Source organism: Duganella sp. GW821-FHT07F09 (genome assembly GCF_059418705.1).
This window is the reverse complement of sequence record NZ_JBWKQJ010000007.1, coordinates 137,094-153,071: the sequence shown is the minus strand read 5'-3', so window position 1 is coordinate 153,071 and position 15,978 is coordinate 137,094. Positions and strand designations below refer to the sequence as shown.

Annotated in this window: 18 protein-coding genes; 4 read left to right on the top strand and 14 right to left on the bottom strand. The window is 64.0% G+C overall.

Annotation, left to right across the window (positions count from 1 at the left end; genetic code table 11):
* The first annotated feature begins 11 nt into the window (after nucleotides 1-11).
* The gene (trxC, locus tag AC07P1_RS19580; RefSeq protein WP_494697380.1) at nucleotides 12-473 is read left to right on the top strand and encodes a thioredoxin TrxC; all 462 of its coding nucleotides are present in this window, start codon (nucleotides 12-14) and stop codon (nucleotides 471-473) included.
* Nucleotides 474-599: 126 nt separating this feature from the next.
* Here trxC and AC07P1_RS19575 read toward each other — a convergent pair whose 3' ends face one another.
* Genes AC07P1_RS19575 through AC07P1_RS19530 form a run of 10 tightly spaced genes read right to left on the bottom strand, consistent with a single transcriptional unit; the run spans nucleotide 600 to nucleotide 9,702 of the window.
* The gene (locus AC07P1_RS19575) at nucleotides 600-1,523 is read right to left on the bottom strand and encodes an ACP S-malonyltransferase (RefSeq protein WP_494697379.1); all 924 of its coding nucleotides are present in this window, start codon (nucleotides 1,521-1,523) and stop codon (nucleotides 600-602) included.
* A gap of 2 nt (nucleotides 1,524-1,525) precedes the next feature.
* A complete protein-coding gene (mdcB, locus tag AC07P1_RS19570) occupies nucleotides 1,526-2,458 on the bottom strand; it encodes a triphosphoribosyl-dephospho-CoA synthase MdcB (RefSeq protein ID WP_494697378.1) in 933 nt (310 codons plus the stop codon).
* Nucleotides 2,458-3,135, bottom strand: a complete 678-nt coding sequence (gene mdcG, locus AC07P1_RS19565) for a malonate decarboxylase holo-[acyl-carrier-protein] synthase (protein WP_494697377.1) — start codon at nucleotides 3,133-3,135, stop codon at nucleotides 2,458-2,460. Before mdcG ends, mdcB begins: the two co-directional genes overlap by 1 nt.
* A 10-nt stretch (nucleotides 3,136-3,145) precedes the next feature.
* Entirely contained in the window at nucleotides 3,146-3,862 is a 717-nt protein-coding gene (mdcE, locus tag AC07P1_RS19560; protein WP_494697376.1) for a biotin-independent malonate decarboxylase subunit gamma, read from the bottom strand.
* A gap of 1 nt (nucleotide 3,863) precedes the next feature.
* A complete protein-coding gene (locus AC07P1_RS19555) occupies nucleotides 3,864-4,772 on the bottom strand; it encodes a biotin-independent malonate decarboxylase subunit beta (protein ID WP_494697628.1) in 909 nt (302 codons plus the stop codon).
* Between the two features lie 20 nt (nucleotides 4,773-4,792).
* Entirely contained in the window at nucleotides 4,793-5,107 is a 315-nt protein-coding gene (mdcC, locus tag AC07P1_RS19550; RefSeq protein ID WP_494697375.1) for a malonate decarboxylase acyl carrier protein, read from the bottom strand.
* A gap of 10 nt (nucleotides 5,108-5,117) precedes the next feature.
* Nucleotides 5,118-6,779 (bottom strand): malonate decarboxylase subunit alpha, encoded by a 1,662-nt coding sequence (mdcA, locus tag AC07P1_RS19545; protein ID WP_494697374.1) that lies wholly within the window; start codon nucleotides 6,777-6,779, stop codon nucleotides 5,118-5,120.
* A complete protein-coding gene (locus AC07P1_RS19540) occupies nucleotides 6,780-8,129 on the bottom strand; it encodes a TRAP transporter large permease (protein ID WP_494697373.1) in 1,350 nt (449 codons plus the stop codon).
* Complete coding sequence (locus AC07P1_RS19535; RefSeq protein WP_494697372.1) at nucleotides 8,126-8,689, bottom strand: TRAP transporter small permease; 564 nt, start codon at nucleotides 8,687-8,689, stop codon at nucleotides 8,126-8,128. The genes AC07P1_RS19540 and AC07P1_RS19535 overlap by 4 nt, the downstream gene beginning before the upstream one ends.
* Nucleotides 8,686-9,702: a TRAP transporter substrate-binding protein gene (locus AC07P1_RS19530; protein WP_494697371.1), complete on the bottom strand. Its 1,017-nt coding sequence runs from the start codon at nucleotides 9,700-9,702 to the stop codon at nucleotides 8,686-8,688. Before AC07P1_RS19530 ends, AC07P1_RS19535 begins: the two co-directional genes overlap by 4 nt.
* Before the next feature lie 159 nt (nucleotides 9,703-9,861).
* On the opposite strand from AC07P1_RS19530, the gene AC07P1_RS19525 reads away from it, so the two are divergent.
* Nucleotides 9,862-10,524, top strand: coding sequence for a GntR family transcriptional regulator (locus AC07P1_RS19525; protein WP_494697370.1), 663 nt, complete (start codon nucleotides 9,862-9,864; stop codon nucleotides 10,522-10,524).
* A 16-nt stretch (nucleotides 10,525-10,540) separates the two neighbouring features.
* Here AC07P1_RS19525 and AC07P1_RS19520 read toward each other — a convergent pair whose 3' ends face one another.
* Nucleotides 10,541-11,002: an RrF2 family transcriptional regulator gene (locus tag AC07P1_RS19520; RefSeq protein ID WP_363500590.1), complete on the bottom strand. Its 462-nt coding sequence runs from the start codon at nucleotides 11,000-11,002 to the stop codon at nucleotides 10,541-10,543.
* Nucleotides 11,003-11,119: 117 nt separating this feature from the next.
* On the opposite strand from AC07P1_RS19520, the gene AC07P1_RS19515 reads away from it, so the two are divergent.
* Nucleotides 11,120-11,371, top strand: coding sequence for a hypothetical protein (locus tag AC07P1_RS19515; protein WP_363500593.1), 252 nt, complete (start codon nucleotides 11,120-11,122; stop codon nucleotides 11,369-11,371).
* A gap of 102 nt (nucleotides 11,372-11,473) precedes the next feature.
* On the opposite strand, the gene AC07P1_RS19510 is transcribed toward AC07P1_RS19515, so the two are convergent.
* Complete coding sequence (locus AC07P1_RS19510) at nucleotides 11,474-12,655, bottom strand: multidrug effflux MFS transporter (RefSeq protein ID WP_494697369.1); 1,182 nt, start codon at nucleotides 12,653-12,655, stop codon at nucleotides 11,474-11,476.
* A 155-nt stretch (nucleotides 12,656-12,810) separates the two neighbouring features.
* Here AC07P1_RS19510 and epsC point away from each other — a divergent pair, with 155 nt between their 5' ends.
* Nucleotides 12,811-13,734 carry a serine O-acetyltransferase EpsC gene (gene epsC, locus AC07P1_RS19505; RefSeq protein ID WP_494697368.1) on the top strand — a complete coding sequence of 308 codons (924 nt, stop codon included), beginning with the start codon at nucleotides 12,811-12,813 and terminating at the stop codon, nucleotides 13,732-13,734.
* On the opposite strand, the gene AC07P1_RS19500 is transcribed toward epsC, so the two are convergent.
* Both AC07P1_RS19500 and AC07P1_RS19495 read right to left on the bottom strand, forming a co-directional pair.
* Nucleotides 13,731-15,119, bottom strand: coding sequence for an LLM class flavin-dependent oxidoreductase (locus tag AC07P1_RS19500; RefSeq protein WP_494697367.1), 1,389 nt, complete (start codon nucleotides 15,117-15,119; stop codon nucleotides 13,731-13,733). The two genes, epsC and AC07P1_RS19500, sit on opposite strands and share 4 nt — an antisense overlap.
* On the bottom strand, nucleotides 15,119-15,967 hold the full coding sequence (locus AC07P1_RS19495) for a MetQ/NlpA family ABC transporter substrate-binding protein (RefSeq protein ID WP_494697366.1): 849 nt from the start codon (nucleotides 15,965-15,967) through the stop codon (nucleotides 15,119-15,121). Before AC07P1_RS19495 ends, AC07P1_RS19500 begins: the two co-directional genes overlap by 1 nt.
* Between the last annotated feature and the right edge of the window lie 11 nt (nucleotides 15,968-15,978).

Genomic DNA, 15,978 nt, shown 5'->3' with positions numbered 1-15,978 from the left:
GGAGATAGGGTATGACGACTTCCACCACCGCGCAGCCGGAATCGCTGCATATTGTTTGCCCACATTGCGACGCGGTCAACCGCGTGCCCGCCGCCAGGCTGTCGGGCGAGCCCGTGTGCGGCAAGTGCCAGCGCGCGCTGTTCACGGGCCAGCCGGTCGATCTGTCGAGTGCGCGCTTCGTCAAGCATATCGAACGCAGCGATATTCCGGTGCTGGTGGACTTCTGGGCGCCGTGGTGCGGTCCATGCCGCACGATGGCGCCGTTCTACGCGCAGGCGACCCAGCGGCTGGAGCCGCAATTCCGTGTCGTCAAGGTGAATACCGAAGAGGCGCAGGATTTGTCGGCGCGCTACGCGATCCGCAGCATTCCGACGCTGGCGTTGTTCAGGGGCGGGCGGGAAATCGCGCGCCAGCCGGGCGCGATGGACGCGTCCAACATCGTCGCGTGGGCGACGCAGAACAATCGCCGGTAATTACGAGTGACCACGGATACACGTAGGGCGGATTAGGCGGAACGCCGTAATCGGCCATGTTTGAGTCGCCGACGGCGCATGCATGGCCGATTACGCTTCGCTAATCCGCCCTACGTGTTTTAACGGTTAGTCGGCAGCGCGGCCCAGCCATTTCCGGATGCCGTCCAGGGTGCGGAAATCGGCGATCGATCGGGTGTTGATGTGTGGGTGCCGCGCTTGCAGCATTTTCGTCAGCGCCGATCCGGGTCCCAATTCCAGCGCGTAGGTGATGCCGGCTTCGGCGCAGGCGTCCATGCACGCGAGCCAGCGGATTTTTTCGGCCATCTGGCGCGATAGCAGGTCCACCGCCTGCTCTTTGCTATCGACAGCCGTCGCACTGATCCCGGCCAGCACGGGCGCGGTCATCGGTCCGAATTCGGCTTGCCGCAACAGTTCCGAGAACGGCCGCACGGCTTCGCGCAAGAACGGCGTGTGCGATGCCACTTCGACCGGCAGCCGCGTGCACCGTCCGCCCGCCGCGATGACGGCCGCCTCCAGCGCCTGCGCTGTTTGAAGCGAACCGCCGGCGATACAGGCGTCGTCGCCGGTTTCTATGCTGATGTGAAAAGCGTGCGACGTCGCCAGTTCTTCGAGCCGTTTTGAGCTCAGACCAGATAGTGCCAGCAACGCCTGGCCCGGATGCGCCGCCAGGCACGCGTCCATCAGTTGCGCGCGTTGTGCCGCCAGCCCGGCCGCCGTCGCGGCGGTGAATGCGCCGGCCACGCCATACGCCGACAATTCGCCGATGCTGTACCCGGCCACCAGCGCTGGCGGCGGCGCGAACTCCCGGACCGCTTCCCACATGCCCAGGGTCGCGGCCACGATCAGCGGCTGCGCGTTGCTGTTGGCGTAAATGTCCGCTCCATTGAAAACCTGCGGCATTGCGGCGGACAGGCCGTCGAGCAGGGCGGCCGCGCTGGCGCTGGTGCGCGCCAGGTCGAACATTTGCGCATGCTGCCCGCCCTGGCCGGGGCAGAGCAGCAGCAGACGTGATTGGGCGCCGTATGACATCGCTACCGCCTGTCCGCGTCCAGCGCGGCGATGGATTGCACAAGGCAGCTTGCCGCCAGCAAGTCGGCGGCGCCGCCTGGCGACAGGCGCCGCTGCACAAATACCTGATGGCTGGCCAGCGCCTGTCCGAGCCAGTCGGCGTTCGCGGTGCCGCCGGCGTCAAGGAATCGCTGCGCGTGTGTTCGTACCGTCTGCGCGCCTTGCGGACCGGCGCGGTGATAGACGTTGCTGTCGCTGATGTGCGCCATCAACGCGAACAGCGCGTCGATGCGGGCCATCGTCATCGTGGCGCCGCGTGCGCGCGTGGCCTGCAAGGCAGGCACGCCGATCTCGAATACCGACGGCAGGCCAAGCGCGCCTTCCTCCCGCGCGCCGCTTGCCGCGTATTGCACCGCCACGCGCAGGCCGTTGCTGGTCGCCGCTGCCCGTGTGGATGGCGCGCTGGCGTGCATCGCCAGTTCCTCGCCCCAGCGTATCAGCATGGTGGCGCGCAGTGCGGCCGGCGTCATCGGTGTGCCTTGCGCGCGCGCGCGGCCCGCCGCCGCGCACAGCAGACCAAGGCTGAAGATGGCGCCGCGATGGGTGTTGACGCCTCGCGTCGCCTTCAACATCGCCTTTTCCGCCGCGATGCCAAGTTGCTTCAATTGAGAGAAAGGCGCGTCGTCCAATCCCGCCAGGCAGATGTTCCTGAAATAGTGGCGCAGCGAGAACAGGCTGCGCATGAAGGTGGCCGCGTTCATGTCGCTATGGCTGCCCGAATCGACCAGCGACACCAGTCCCGGTTTCGGGTAGAGGCATAGTTCGGTGTACAGGCTGCCGACGGCAAGCCGCGCGATCTCCCGGGCGAAGCGTTGTCGCGTCGGAGCGTTTAGCTGTCGTGGCGCCGCGTGGGGAATGCGCGCGCGCGGAACGGATGCGAGGCTGGCGGCACGCATCAAGACGGCTCCAGTAACGCCAGTAGCGACGCGGTATCGGCCAGGCGCGCCGCATGCAGCTCCTTGACGATCACCTTGGCCGGATGGTCGATCGCCATCTGCCACTCCTTCCACGATACGGCAGCGCCGCCGGGAAAAACGATCTCGCCGTCGAGCGGCAGCAGCGCGGCGTGGCGGGACAGTACCGCCACGCCGTTCTCCAGCTGTCGCCGGCTGGTCGGGTGAAACAGGATGTCGACATCCGATGTCGACGATACATAGGGTAGGCCGGTGATGGCCTCCATCGCCAGCGAACCGTAGACGCGCAAATGCATGCCCGCCGCATCTTGTTGTAACGCGGCGAGCGGTGCGCGCAGGGGACCTGATAAGGAGCGTACGACGGAAACCAGTTCAATCGCGGACGTCGCTTTGATGATATGCGCCGCAAGCGCGCGCAGAGAAATGCGTACCTTCTCGCCACTGTCTTCGTCGGGTGGTAAAGGTAATCCAAGACAGATCTCGTCCGATGCCGCGTTGGTGTCGGCACGCCGCACGATGACCGGCCAGGACTGGCTTTGCCACAGCCGGAAGGCCATCTTCGGCTGCGGCTCCGTGGTCGCCTGTGCGGCGTTCCAGCCGGCTTCGTCAAGCCAGACCAGCATATGCCTTTCCAGGCCAGGAACGGCTGTCGCGGTCATGCCTTTTTTCTCAGGTGGCGCGTACATCGCTGTCCGTCATGACGGCTTCGATCACCGGCTGCGCCAGCCGTCGTCCACCGCGTTCGAGTCCCAGCGCGCTGCGCTGGTCGCCGGTGGTGGGTTCCGCCAACGCCGCCCTCAGTTGCGCCGCGAGATCGCCTTCCCAGATCGCCTGCAAGCCGCCCATGCGCAGATAGTTTTCCGGCCCGGGGGCGAACACGGGATTGCTTTGCGCAAGTTCCGTCAGGCGTTCCTCCGGCACCTTGGTGATGCGCGCCATCGCCGGCAGCCCCATGACGCGGATGGTGGCGTCGGGCAGGGCGTAGCAGGAGTCGGCCATCAGGCCGCTGGTGATGAAACCACCCGATAAGGCTTGGTCGTAGACCAAACCGATGATCTTGTGGCCCTTGCGCCGCGCCAGGTCCACGCACTTGCCCAGGTGGGCCATATAGCTGTTGATGCCCAACATTTCGTCCCGATGACGCAAACGCTGGCCCTGCGTATCGATCAGCATCAGGATCGGCTTGCCGGGGAATTCACGCACGGTGTGCAAAATTCCGCGCGCCTGCGCCAGCGCGATCTCCACGCCGATGGGCGTGTGGCCGGTGGTGCCGATCACCTTCACCATCTCACCATCGACTTGGCCGCTGCCGCAGAGGAAATCGTCTTTCTCGATGATCGAGTGACCTTGCGGGAACAGCGTATCCGCCAGTTTTTTCCAGTCCATATCAGGCTCCCATGCGGTGCGTTGCGGCCACCGCGATAAAACTGTCCACCTCCAGCATCGGCACGTTGGCCGCGTCGGGTATCCGCATCGCGGTCCAGATGTCGACCGGATCGGGCAGGGCGCCGAAGCTGGCGATGCGCTCGGTCAGCATGTGCTGCTCCGCTTCCAGCGCTTCCAGCGACAATTCCGCCGGCTGGCTCGCATATTCCGCCAACGCTTCCCGCGCGGCGGCGCGGAAGGCCGCGATGTCATCGGCGACGATGCGCTGGCAGTCGCCCATCAAGTAGCGGTGTTTGCCGCCGGTGCTGCGCCAGACCAGCGCGCGGTCGCGCGAATCGAATTCCTCGACACCGTTGGCGGTTTCGATCACTTCCGGACCGGACATCGCCAGCCGGCCTTCCTCCGACATCACCACCACGTTGGCGCAGCGCGAGACGATGCCCATGCCGCCGAAGGCGCCGTTGGAGCCGCCCACCAGCACGATCACCGGCACGCCGGCGGCGCGCGCGTCGAGCAGGGCGCGCATCACTTCCGACACCGCGATCAGGCCGGCGTTGGCCTCGTGCAGGCGCACGCCGCCCGATTCCACCAGCAGCACAACCGCCGCGACCTTGTCGGCGACGGCCCGGCGCAGCAAACCGACCAGTTTGGCGCCATGGACCTCGCCCACGGCGCCGCCCATGAAGCCACCTTCCTGCGCGGCCGTGTAGACCGGCACGCCGCCCAGCGAGGCGCGGCCGACGGCAACGCCGTCGTCGAAGGCCACCGGCGCGTTGAGCTGACCCAGGTGCGGGCTGATGACGCGTTTGGACGGCGGCAGGAATTCCTCGAAGCTGCCCGGATCGAACAACTGGTGGAGGCGCTCGCGCGCGGTCGCTTCCTGATAGCTGACGGCGCGGATTGGATTCATGTCGGGGGTCGAGGCGGTGGTCACGATGCGTCTCCCAGCATGGTTTGCACGGCCTGGTCGAGCCGCAGGCTGACGACGGCCGGCGTCGCGCCCATGTCGTTGATCGAAATGCGGGTATCGGCCAGCAGCCAGCGCGCGTGGAAGTCGTTCATCACGGCCTGCCAGATCGGGCCGAAGCCAACCGCCGCCGTGGTGATTTCGATGGTGCAGGCGCCATCGAGCGCCGCAGGCTCGATCAGCACTTCCAGATTGCCGGAACCGACCACGCCGACCACTTGCGGGTCGGTCTTGAGGCGGCGGGTTCCTTGCTCGAATCGGTAGTTCAGGGTTTCCATATCTGCTCCTCTACCAGTTGCGGAAACGCTTGGGCGGCTGGTACAAACCGCCCGATGCGCGCACCAGGTCTTTCATATTGCGGGCGGCCAGCAGGTCGCGCGTGGCCAGGCGCTTGTCGACGCCGAGGTCCTCCGCACGCTGGATGATGCCACGATCGCGCAGGTTTTCCACCATGCGCGCGTCGCGTCCCAGTCCGACCGGTGTGTAGCCGGCCACGCCGCGTATCGCCTGCTCGCGTTCCTCGTCGGTGCGGCACAGCAGCAGGTTGGCGATGCCTTCCTCGGTCAGGATGTGGGTGACGTCGTCGCCGTAGATCATCACAGGCGGAATCGCCATTTTGGCTTGTTCCATCAACTCCCAGGCGTCGAGCTTTTCGACGAAGGCCGGCTGCATATGTTCGCGGAAGGTCTCCACCATCTGCACCACCAGCTTCTGGCCGCGCGGTATGGTGTTGCGGCCTTCACGGGCCTGCTGGCCCGCCTTCAGCCACGCCGGACTGGCGTGGCGCCGTCCGCGCGCGTCCGCGCCCATGTTGGAGGCGCCGCCGAAGCCGGAGATGCGGCCCGCCGTCGCCGTCGACGAATTGCCCTGCAAATCGATTTGCAGCGTCGAGCCGATGAACATGTCGCAGGCGTAGTGGCCGGCGGCCTGGCACATGGCGCGGTTGCTGCGCATGGTGCCGTCCGGGCCGATGGCGAAGACGTCGGGCCGCGCGTGGATGTAGTCCTCCATGCCCAGCTCCGAGCCGAACGAGTGCACCGATTGCACGAAGCCCGCCTCGATCGCCGGAATCAGCGCCGGGTGCGGGTTGAGCGCCCAGTGCTTGCCGATCTTGCCGCGCAGTCCGAGCGACTCGGCGTAGGTGGGCAGCAGCAGTTCGATGGCGGCGGTGTCGAAGCCGATGCCGTGGTTCAGGCGCTGCACGCCGTATTCGGCGTAGATGCCTTTGATGGCCATCATCGCCATCAGCACCTGGATTTCCGAGATTTGCGCCGGATCGCGCGTGAACAGCGGTTCGATATAGTAGGGACGCGGCGACTGCACGACGAAATCGACCCAGTCGCCCGGCACGTCGACCCGCGGCACGCTGTCGACGATGCGGTTGACCTGGACGATGACGATGCCCTGCTTGAAGGCGGTCGCCTCGACGATGGCCGGCGTGTCCTCGGTGTTCGGACCGGTGTACAGGTTGCCGTGGCGGTCGGCCGCCTCCGCTGCGATCAGGCAGACGCGCGGCGGCAGGTCGATGAAGTAGCGGCTGAACAGCTCCAGATAAGTGTGGATGGCGCCGATATTGAGTTTGCCGGCCGACGCCAGCCGCGCCACGCGCGCCGCCTGCGGGCCGGAGAACGAAAAGTCCAGCTTGGAGGCGACGCCGCGCTCGAACACATCCAGATGCTCCGGCAGCGCCAGCACCGACTGCAGCATGTGCAGGTCGTTGACCCTTTCCGGATTCAGGTTCGCGAGCGCGTGGCCGAGGAAGTCGGCCTGTTTCTGGTTATTCCCTTCAAGGCAAACGCGGTCGCCGCATTCGATCACCGCGTGCAGCAGATCGGCGATGCGCGCGGCCGGCAGGCTTTTGCCCGTCAGGTCGGTGCCCAGTGCCGTGCCGGCGCGCTTGAGTCGTGCGGCGCGGTTTTGCTGCAGGGTGTTCCATGCGGCGACTGTCATTTACTTTGCTCCCATAATCATGTCTGGCAGGCCTGTGGCGATGGACGGGAACAGGCATAACAAGATCACCGCCACGAACATCAGCACCAGGAAGGGGAACACGCCCCAGATCACATCCTTGAGCGGTATGTCCGGGGCGATGTTCTTGATAACGAATATATTGAGCCCCACCGGCGGATGGATCAAGCCCATTTCCATCACCACGGTCATCACCACGCCAAACCAGATCAGGTCGAAACCGGCGTCCTTCAACGGCGGCAGGATGATCGGCGCGGTCATCAGGATAATCGAAACCGGCGGCAGGAAGAAGCCGAATACGACCACCATCAGCAAAATCACCGTCAGCAGCAGCCATTTCGACAGGTGCAGGCTGACCACCCAGTTGGCTGCCGACTGGCTGATATGCAGATAGCTCATCACGTAGGAGTACAGCAGCGACATCCCGATGATCAGCAATAGCATCGTCGATTCCTTGATCGATGAGCTGAGGATGGGCGACAGGTCCTTGGGCTTCCAGACGCCGTAGATCACGGCCAGCAGCACCAGCGCCAGCAGCGCGCCCAGGCCCGCCGTCTCGGACGGGGTGGCGAAGCCGCCGTAGAGCGCGACCATCACGCCGATCAGCAGCACGATGAACGGCAGCACGCGCGGCAGCATTTCCACTTTTTGCTTCAACGTGAAGTGCTCGTCCTCCAGGTAGGGCGACTTTTCGCCGCCGTTCTGGTAGATGGCCAGCGCCATCTTGTATTCCTTCTGCGCGCGGTAGACGGCATAGCCGGCGAACAGCGCGACCAGCAGGATGCCGGGGCCGATACCGGCCAGGAACAGGCGGCCCAGCGACTGCTCGGCGGCGACCGCGTACAGGATCATCGTGATCGACGGCGGCAGCAGGATGCCCAGCGTGCCGCCGGCGGCGATGATGCCGGCCGCGAAACCGGGCGAGTAGCCGCGCTTGCGCATCTCCGGTATGCCCGCCGAGCCGATGGCCGAGCAGGTGGCCGGCGACGAACCGGCCATGGCGGCGAACAGCGCGCAGGCGAACACGTTGGCGATACCCAGGCCGCCGGGAACCTTGTGCATCCACGTGTGGATGGCGGAGTACAGGTCCTTGCCGGCCGGTGATTTGCCGATGGCCGCGCCCTTCAGGATGAACAGGGGGATCGACAGCAGCGTGATCGACGCCATCTCCTCGTAGACGTTCTGCGTGATCGTGTCGAGCGAGGAGGAGGGCATGAAGAAGTACATGAAGCCCGTCGCCACCACGCCGAGGGCGAAGGCGATCGGCATCCCCGAAAACATCACCACCAGGGTGACGGCGCCATACAGCGCGCCCAGAGTCAGTTCGCTCATGCCGCACGCTCCACTGTTGGTTTATTGGTCATTCTTGCCAGCGTTTGCAGCACGATCTGGAGGGTCAGCAGGGTCATGCCGGCCGCCATCATCGAGTACGGTATCCACAGCGGCGGCGCGAAGGTCGACGACGTGGTCTGGCCATCGACCCAGGCTTCGTGGAACAGCGCCCACGATTTCCACGAGAAGAAGGCACAGAACAGCGCCGAGACCAGGTCGACGAACAGCAGGCGCGCCGCGTTGACGCCTCGCGGCAGCAGCGAGGCCACCGCCTCGATGCCGATATGGCCGCGATGCGACTGCACGAAGGCCGTGCAGAAGAACGTCACGCCGACCAGCATGAACACCGAGGCCTCGTCCTGCCAGTCGGTGGGCGAGTTGAAGAAGTAACGCGACACCACCGAATAGGTCAGCACGAAGGCGGTGAGCACCAGCGCGATCATCGACACGAACAGCAGCGCGCGATTGACCCGGTCGAGCAGCGCGGTTGCCGCCGCTACGACGGCGTTGTCGGGTGGCGCGGGGCCGCGCCCCGGCTCCAGTTCAACCCCATGGCTCATAGCGTCTGCTCCGCCAGTTTCAGCAGTTTGGCGCAGTTATCGTTCTTCTCTCCATAGTCCTTCCAGGCGGTGGTGCGGGCGATGGCCTGCCATTTTTTCACCACGGCCGGATTCAGGTCGACCACCTTGGCGCCGACCTTCTGGTACACGGCGGCCACCTGGATGTCGTCGGCCTTGGCCGATTTCAGGGCGAACGCTTCCAGCTCGGCGCCGACGGTCAGGATCAGTTGCTGCTGGTCCTTCGGCAGCTTGTCGAAGATCGCGCGCGACATCATCAGCGGCTCGAACATGAACCAGTAGGCGCCGTTGCGGCCCGTGGTCAGTGCCTTCGACACTTCTTCGAGGCGGAACGAGATCAGCGAGGTGGAGGAGGTCAGCGCCGCTTCCATCGCGCCGGTCTGCATGGCGGCGTAGATTTCGTTGGACGGCAGCGACACCACGGCGGCGCCGGCGGCCTTGAGGATCAGGTCCATTTCGCGCGAGCCGCCGCGTATCTTCATGCCCTTGGCGTCGTCCGGATCGACCACCGGCTTGGTGCGCGAGGCGACGCCGCCGGCCTGCCAGATCCAGCTCACCAGCACGATGCCTTTTTCATAGAGGATGCGACTGAGTTCCTTGCCCACTTCGGCGTTCTTCCAGCTGTACGCCTGTTCGTACGACGTCACCAGCCCCGGCATCAGGCCGATGTTCACCTCCGGGACTTCGCCGCCGGCGTACGACAGCGGCACCAGCGACAGATCGAGCGCGCCCTTGCGCATGGCCGAGAACTGGGCGTTGGTCTTCATCAGCGAGGAACCCGGATAGATCTCGAATTTCAGGCCGCCCTTGGAGCGTTTTTCCACTTCTGCCGCGAACATGCGGGTCATGCGGTCGCGGAAGTCGCCTTCGTTGATCGTCCCGCCCGGGAACTGGTGGGAGATTTTGAGCGTCTTCGTCTGCGCCCATGCTGGTTGAAACAACAACGGGCTTGTGGCCAGTGCGGCGAGTACGGCCCTGCGGGTAAAAGTGGTCATACATTCCTCCAAGAAATTGATGTCTAGAAATATTATCTTTATTGCATACGATATGCAATCTTCTTTTTTATGTATACAAGATCGTTCACCGTGGATACATTGTCAAGGTCAAAATCGCATTTATAATGAAGCCTGTATTTCGGAAGGCATCGCAAACCCATGACTAACCATTCCGCAAGCCTGCGTGAACAAATAGAAGAAATGATCGCGGTCGGCGTGTTCAAGCCCGGCCAGCATCTGGACGAAACCGAACTGGCGACGCGCTTCGGCGTCTCGCGTACGCCGATCCGCGAAACGCTGATACAACTGGCCTCAATGGGGCTGGTGGTGATCCGGCCACGGCGCGGCGCCATCGTCGCCGAATTGGGGCCGCGGCAGCTGGTGGAGATGTTCGAGGTGATGTCGGAACTGGAGTCGACCTGCGGCCGGCTGGCGGCGCGGCGCATGACACCGGAGGAGCAGAAGGCTTTGCTGGCGGCCCACGAGGCCTGCCAGGCGGCGATGCAGGCGCACGAGCCGGATGATTACTACTACAAGAACGAAGTGTTCCACGAGGCGATCTACGCCGGCAGCCATAACCAGTTTTTGATCGAGCAGACGCGTAATCTGTACCGGCGCCTGCGGCCTTACCGCCGTCTGCAGCTGCGCGTGCGAGACCGGCTGGCCAATTCCTATCGCGAGCATGACGGGGTGGTGCAGGCTATCGTGTCCGGCGACGGCGAGCTGGCGGCGCGGCTGCTGCGCGATCACGTGATGATACAGGGGCAGCGTTTTTCGGATCTGATGGCGTCCCTGCCGCAGTTGACGCAGGACGCGGCTTGATTTCGCCGCGCTGGATTTACTCCTGGCTGGCCGCGCCGCGCATGATGCGCACCGGTTTGATGTTGGAGCTGGCCGGATCGGCCGGCAGCATGTCGGCCAAGGTCTGTTTATCCAGGACGTCGAGGAAGGCCTTGGTGGCGTCGTTGAGCGTATGTTTGAGGCGGCAGTCGGGCGTCAGCGGACAGGTATCGTTGGCGCGGTCGAAGCACTCCGCCATGAAGAAATCCGTCTCGGTGGCCCGCACCAGCGCGCCGATGTTGATGTCCTTCGGCTCCTTGCCGAGGCGCAGGCCCCCATTGCGGCCGCGGACCGTCTCAACCAGCCCGGATTGTCCCAGCTGATAGACCACTTTCATCAAATGGTTTTTCGAGATCACGTGCAGGTCGGCGATATCCTGGATGGTGACCAGGCGATCCCGGTTCGCGCTGAGGAAGAGCAGCGTTCGCAGCGAATAGTCGGTAAAAGAGGTCAGTCGCATTGATGGGTCGTTAAAGCAGTTTAAGGCGCTATTCTACCCGCGGATGTATATTCGTGCGTGGGCGCACCGACGATAGCTTGCAGGGAACGCAGACTTAGGCTTAATCAAGGAGAAATCATGGTCAACGAAGATACGCGCCGCCAGTTCGTCAACGAACTTTGGCAGCGATTTGAGGAACTGCAGCGGTGGGCGGAAGAGAATTGGCCGGATAAGGAAAATCCGCTGACCAGCGCCGATTTCGTCGAGTCGCGCAAGGAGATACTGGGTTTGCGCAATCCGGCGCAGGCGCCGGGCGGGCTGCCGGCGGACCGGGAGCCGGAGCAGGGCGGGGCGCAGTATGTGAATTTGAATCCGGCGCCGTGGCCTTGATCAGGTGACCGTGGCGTGCGTGCATGGCGGATTACGCTTCGCTAATCCGCCCTACGTGTTTCCATGTGTTTCATGCGTTGCCGTCCAGCGGTGCGTACCTGTCTAATGCGTCACCGGTTTGCCGGTTTGCGCCAGCAGCCACGCGATCACGCTCACTACCAAACTGGCAAGCACGCCCCACGCCAGCTTCAAGGCGCTGTCGAACAGCAGCGGCGCCACCAATCCCGACACCAGCGCGAACAACAGCATCTGGATAAACGACTGCATCGACGACGCCAGCCCGCTGTTGTTGGGGAAATAGTCCAGCGCGATCATCGACAACGGCGTCATGGCCAGCGCCAGTCCGAACGAGTAGATAAACAGCGGCATGACCGCCCAGGGCACCGCCGCCACATAATAGTAGTTGTAGGCGACATTGATCACGCCCGCCGCGATCATGACGGCAAACCCCATCCACGCCTGTGTCTTGCGCGCGAACTTATGCGCGAATTTTCCTGACAACGCCGACCCCACCACCATGCCGCCGATCAGCGGCACGAACATCCACGCGAACGCCGTTTCCGGCAAATGCAAAATGTTCATGACGAAGTAGGCGGCCGAGCCGATATACAGCGCCACGCCGGCAAAGCACATGCCCACCGCGATCGACAGCAGCAGGAAGTGGTGGTGACACAGCACCTTCCAGTAGTTTTTTGCGATCGGTGCAAGGTGGAACGGGTGGCGGTCCTTGACGGCCAGGCTTTCCGGCAGCGCGCGCTGCACGGCGGCGAACATCAGGATGCCGAAGGCGGCGAGGAACCAGAACACCGAGCGCCAGCCGAAACCGACCTGCAGCCAGCCACCCAGCACCGGCGCGATAGCCGGGGCCAAACCGAACACCATCATAATATGTGCCAAGATCTTCTGCGCCTCGGCTCCGGAGAATCGATCCATGACGATGGCGCGGCCCACGACCGAGCCGGCGCCGGCGGCCAGGCCCTGCACCACACGGCATGCCAGCAGGACGCCGATCGATGGCGCCATCGCCGCGCCGATCGAGGCGGCGATATACAGCACCAGCGAAATCAGGATCACCGGACGACGGCCGAAGGAGTCCGACAGGGTGCCGTAGAACAGCATCATGAAGGCGAAGCAGAACAGGAACATGCTCAGGGTCTGCTGGATGACCAGCGGACTGGCGTCGAAGGTCTGGGCGATGGCCGGGAAGGACGGCAGGTAGGTGTCGATGGCCAGCGGACCGACCATGGTCAGCCCCGCCAGCAGCAGTGTCAGCAAAATATTCATGAAAGGCGTATTGTTCGTCAGACCCGGTATTTTACGCGATATGCGATTACCGCATATTGAAGGGCAAAAAGCTTCGTTCTTATTTGAAGGCGCGGCGGCTATGCTATGAGATGGCTTATTACGCCCTCGTTTTGTATTCCTATATTTGAGACATCATGACCATCGATACTTTTGACGGAACCGGCGTGAAGCCGTCGCACTGGAACTTGGACAGCGTCGTCGAGCAGCTGCGCATTTCGCGGGAGGCGACGCACAATATCCGCCATCACGGCAAGGTCAGGGAACTGCCGTCGCGCGAGGCGTTGACGATCATCGTCAATGGCCTGTCGGCGGTGTTATTCCCCACGCACTACGGCCGGCCGAACCTGACCGACGAAAGCATCGACTATTTTGTCGGCGATACGCTCAACACCACCTTGAACCGCCTGACCGAGCAGGTTAGGCGCGGTCTGCAGTTTTCGTGCGAGGAGGCGGTCGTCGACGAGGAGAAGCTGACGCGTTGCGCGCACGCCATCACGCGCGAGTTCGCGGCCGGCCTGCCGGCCATCCGCGCGCTGGTGGTCTCCGACGTGCAGGCGGCGTTTTCCGGCGACCCTGCGGCGACGTCGGTGGCGGAGATCATGTTGTGCTATCCGGGCACGATCGCGATCCTGTACTACCGCCTGGCGCATAGCCTGCATCGCCTCGGATCGCCGTTCCTGGCGCGCCTGATCTCGGATATCGGCCATTCGCTGACCGGCATCGACATCCACCCGGGCGCGCAGATCGGCGGCAGCTTCTTCATCGACCACGGCACCGGCGTGGTGATCGGCGAGACGGCCATCATCGGCCAGCGCGTGCGTCTGTATCAGCACGTGACCCTGGGCGCCAAGCGCTTCCCGGCCGACGACAAGGGCATGCTGATCAAGGGCGTGCCGCGCCATCCCGTGGTGGAGGACGACGTGGTCATCTACGCCGGCGCGACGATCTTGGGCCGCATCACCATAGGCGCCGGTTCCACCATCGGCGGCAATGTGTGGCTCACCCAGAGCGTCCCGGCGGGCAGCAATGTCTCGCAGGCGCAGATGCGCAACGATTAGGCCGCCGATTTCAACGGCGCCGCGTCGATCCGCACTTGCCGGCCGGCGTGTGTTGGCGCCAGTCGTGCCCCTTGTCCGAGCACCTGTTCGCGCAGCGTGCCCGGTGAGTACTCCTTGCGATAGCGCCCGCGCCGCTGTAATTCCGGCACGATCAGCTCCACCACGTCGCGCATGCTTTCGTGGGCGACCGCGAACGCCAGATTGAAGCCGTCGATTCCCGTCGCGTCCTGCCATGCTTCCAGTTGATCGGCCACCTGCGCAGGATCGCCGACCAGCACCGGCCCCCGCCCGCCCAGGCCGATGAACTCCGCCGCCTCGCGCACCGTCCACTGGCGGTCCGGGTCCGCCTGGCTGAATGATGCCAGCGCCGAGCGTCCGGCGTTCGAGTCGATATATTCGATGGTCGCGTCGAGCGGATAGCGGCCGAAATCCACGCCGGTCCAGCCGGACAGCAGCGCCAACGCCGCCTCGATATCGATATGCCTGCGGTACTCTTCGTGCTTGGCCCGCGCCTGCGCTTCGGTTGGCGCGGTGACGATCAGCGCTTGCGCGTAGATTTTCAGCTCATCGCCATCGCGGCCCGCAGCGCGCACGGCCGCCCGCAGATCGTCGGCATACTTTTTCACCACTTGCTTGCTGGGACCACTGACGAAGGTGCACTCTGCGTGCTTGGCCGCGAACGCCGTCCCGCGCGGCGAAGTGCCGGCCTGGTACAGCAGCGGCGTGCGCTGCGGAGATGGCTCGCACAGATGAAACCCCGGTACCTGGTAGTGCCGTCCCGCGTGGTTGATCGGGTGCACACGCGACGGCTCCGCGTACACGCCGCGTTGCTTGTCGTTGACCACCGCGTCGTCGTCCCAGCTCTTCTCCCACAGCTTGTAGACGACATCCATATACTCGTCCGCCAGGTCGTAACGCTCGTCATGGCCCAATTGCTGGTTCAGCCCCAGGTTGCGTGCCGCGCTATCCAGGTAGCCGGTGACGATGTTCCAGCCGATACGGCCGCGCGTCAGGTGGTCGAGCGTCGAGATGCGGCGCGCAAAGGTGTAGGGATGCTCGTACGTCAGCGCGCACGTCACGCCGAAGCCCAGGTGCGTGGTGGCCTGCGCCATCAGCGGCACCAGCGCCAGCGGATCGTTCAGCGGCGCCTGCACGCCGTGGCGCAGGGCCGCTTCCGCGCTGCCTTGGTAGACGTCGTAGGCGCCCAGCACATCGGCCAGGAAGACCGCATCGAAGCGGCCAGCCTCCAGCAACCGCGCCAGTTCGGTCCAGTGGTCTGGATCGGTGTAGCGGTGGCCGTTGTCGCGCGGATGTGTCCACAGCCCCGGCGACTGGTGGCTCACCGTGTGCATCTGGAAGGCGTTGAAGCGTATCGGCTTGCCCATTATTTTCCGGAGGCGGGCTTGCCGCCAGCTTCCAGCGCCAGTTGGTAGTCGGTCTTGGCGTAGTCGGCGAAGTGCTTCTTGGTCACCTCCAGGAACTCGCGCGAGCGGTAGGCGGCCGCGATGTCTCTGGCGAACTGCTTGTCCTTGTCGGCGGTGCGCACCGCCACCAGATTGGCGTAGTTGGGCGAGATTTTCTCGGTCGTCAGCGCGTCCTTCAGCTTCAGGCCGGACGCCAGCGCGTAGTTCCCGTTGACGAAGGAATAGTCGGTGTCTTGCAGCGAGCGCGGCAACTGCGCAGCTTCCAACGGTATCAGCTTGATTTTCTTGATATTGGTGGCGATGTCCTTTTCCGACGCGCGCACCGGATCGTATTTGTCGCGCAGCTTGATCCAGCCCAGTTGATCCAGCAGCACCAGCGCGCGCGCCTGGTTGGTCGGGTCGTTCGGCAGGGCCACGGTGGTGCCTTCCTTCACATCGTTGAGCGTCTTGTGTTTTTTGCTGTAGATGGCGATGGGGGCGGTGGGCACCTTCACCAATTCGCTCAGTTGCAGCTTGTGCTCCGTCGAGAACTTGGTCAGGTAGATAATGTGCTGGAAGATGTTGGCGTCCAGCGAACCCTCGGCCAGTGCGAAGTTGGGCTGGATGTAGTCGTTGAACTCCACCAGCTTGACCTTGTAGCCCTGTTTTTCCAGGATAGGCTTGATGCCCAGCTTGACCTGGTCCGCGTACGGACCCGCGCTGGTGCCGATGACCAGTTCCTTCGGGTCCCTGGCGTTGGCGATGGTATTGGCGCCGGTGGCGATGAGCAGGGCTGCCAGCAGCAGTTGACGGCGATTCGGGGTTTTCATATTGTTTTCCT

Bases quoted from the DNA above. Each gene is read 5' to 3' on its own strand.
- trxC (WP_494697380.1), top strand. From the start codon at position 12: ATGACGACTTCCACCACCGCGCAGCCGGAATCGCTGCATATTGTTTGC.
- AC07P1_RS19575 (WP_494697379.1), bottom strand. From the start codon at position 1,523: ATGTCATACGGCGCCCAATCACGTCTGCTGCTGCTCTGCCCCGGCCAG.
- mdcB (WP_494697378.1), bottom strand. From the start codon at position 2,458: ATGCGTGCCGCCAGCCTCGCATCCGTTCCGCGCGCGCGCATTCCCCAC.
- mdcG (WP_494697377.1), bottom strand. From the start codon at position 3,135: ATGACCGCGACAGCCGTTCCTGGCCTGGAAAGGCATATGCTGGTCTGG.
- mdcE (WP_494697376.1), bottom strand. From the start codon at position 3,862: ATGGACTGGAAAAAACTGGCGGATACGCTGTTCCCGCAAGGTCACTCG.
- AC07P1_RS19555 (WP_494697628.1), bottom strand. From the start codon at position 4,772: ATGAATCCAATCCGCGCCGTCAGCTATCAGGAAGCGACCGCGCGCGAG.
- mdcC (WP_494697375.1), bottom strand. From the start codon at position 5,107: ATGGAAACCCTGAACTACCGATTCGAGCAAGGAACCCGCCGCCTCAAG.
- mdcA (WP_494697374.1), bottom strand. From the start codon at position 6,779: ATGACAGTCGCCGCATGGAACACCCTGCAGCAAAACCGCGCCGCACGA.
- AC07P1_RS19540 (WP_494697373.1), bottom strand. From the start codon at position 8,129: ATGAGCGAACTGACTCTGGGCGCGCTGTATGGCGCCGTCACCCTGGTG.
- AC07P1_RS19535 (WP_494697372.1), bottom strand. From the start codon at position 8,689: ATGAGCCATGGGGTTGAACTGGAGCCGGGGCGCGGCCCCGCGCCACCC.
- AC07P1_RS19530 (WP_494697371.1), bottom strand. From the start codon at position 9,702: ATGACCACTTTTACCCGCAGGGCCGTACTCGCCGCACTGGCCACAAGC.
- AC07P1_RS19525 (WP_494697370.1), top strand. From the start codon at position 9,862: ATGACTAACCATTCCGCAAGCCTGCGTGAACAAATAGAAGAAATGATC.
- AC07P1_RS19520 (WP_363500590.1), bottom strand. From the start codon at position 11,002: ATGCGACTGACCTCTTTTACCGACTATTCGCTGCGAACGCTGCTCTTC.
- AC07P1_RS19515 (WP_363500593.1), top strand. From the start codon at position 11,120: ATGGTCAACGAAGATACGCGCCGCCAGTTCGTCAACGAACTTTGGCAG.
- AC07P1_RS19510 (WP_494697369.1), bottom strand. From the start codon at position 12,655: ATGAATATTTTGCTGACACTGCTGCTGGCGGGGCTGACCATGGTCGGT.
- epsC (WP_494697368.1), top strand. From the start codon at position 12,811: ATGACCATCGATACTTTTGACGGAACCGGCGTGAAGCCGTCGCACTGG.
- AC07P1_RS19500 (WP_494697367.1), bottom strand. From the start codon at position 15,119: ATGGGCAAGCCGATACGCTTCAACGCCTTCCAGATGCACACGGTGAGC.
- AC07P1_RS19495 (WP_494697366.1), bottom strand. From the start codon at position 15,967: ATGAAAACCCCGAATCGCCGTCAACTGCTGCTGGCAGCCCTGCTCATC.